2 protein-coding genes are annotated in these 1,250 nt (G+C 41.1%); both read right to left on the bottom strand.

The annotated features are described in order from the left end of the window. Nucleotides 1-696: hypothetical protein (locus J5224_RS28510; RefSeq protein ID WP_264628467.1), on the bottom strand; the 696-nt coding region annotated here is incomplete at its 3' end. Nucleotides 697-887: 191 nt separating this feature from the next. Then, nucleotides 888-1,250: DUF799 domain-containing protein (locus J5224_RS28505; RefSeq protein WP_264628466.1), on the bottom strand; the 363-nt coding region annotated here is incomplete at its 5' end.

The following is a 1,250-nucleotide window of genomic DNA, read 5'->3' as shown; positions in this document are numbered from 1 at the left end:
TTCCGTTCTCAATGATCCAGCGATGGTTGTAAGGGCATATCCCCGTCGATTATCTTCAACAGGAATCGTTTTATCCATATCATAGTTAATTTCATCCATGACATAGATATTGATAATGCCTCGTTCTAACAGCGTTTTTTTCACTTCACTGTGGTTATTCAAAAAAAAGCAACTGTAATCCATTAACTCGTCAGAGCCGTAATTATCAGCAATTTTAGTCTGTTTATATTCATCTAAAAATCTGCTTTTATTTTCTTTAACATAATCATAGACAATTTTTTCATAATTATCGATCAAAGGCTGTGAATTATGCTCCAGCCTATAAAGCGCATCCCAACTCTTAACCGACACAGTGGCTATTTCCACATTATCGATTAAAAATATATATTTATTCTCATCGCCATTGATTTCAGCAACACGCGTGGTAAACAAATGTCTGTCATCAGGATCCGCCATATGCCTTAACTGTTCAAAATGATAAAACGCATTTTTCCCGCTATTATCATGATTGCGGCCATCACCATGAATAAGATTATAAAAGGTATTAACAACATCGCTTTTTTTGCACTTTCTGAACAAATCACAAAATTTGTCCCACACGTTTAAATGGGTCGCTTTATCCTTTTCATTATGCTTGATTAAATTAGCATAATTTTTAGTACTTAATCGTTGTTCGCCCAGCAGATTAACAGCCATTTCACACCTTTAAATAAGATTCTGAAGTTTTTTCTATTTTGTGTTTTTTTATCGAAAAAACTACTAACAATCGGCTTTATGTGAAAGGGGATATTTTGATAACGAATGGATAAGTAAAGTGGAGCGCAACCTGCTGCGCTCCACTTTTCGTGATAATGTCTTCAGGCATTATCAATCGTACGGAATATCACTTACAGGCCATCTTTGCCGTATTGCAACGAACGCGGGCCATACAGCACACCGCGCGGCGTACCCGCAGAGAGCAGGCGCACGCTGGTGATACCGGCAATGTCATGCCCTTTGTCAGACACCGTACTGGCAATCTGTTCTATTGCCGCCTGCACTAAGGCGCCAAGGATGCCATTAGAGTTGGACTGCTGCTCGCTGCTGGACGCCGTGGCAACACCGTTCCAAATCTGTTTGCCGGTTTTCAAATCCACCAGCTTGGCTTCCGCCGTGACACGCGTTTCGCTGCTGAGCACCATGTACTTGGAGCCGTAATCTTTGACATCCAAATAGAGCGCAGCATCAGCCCCGAAAATCTGGCGCAGCTT

The organism is Candidatus Symbiopectobacterium sp. NZEC135, assembly GCF_025962695.1.
Note: the sequence above shows the minus strand (reverse complement) of the source record. Positions and strands in the feature narration are given on the sequence as shown.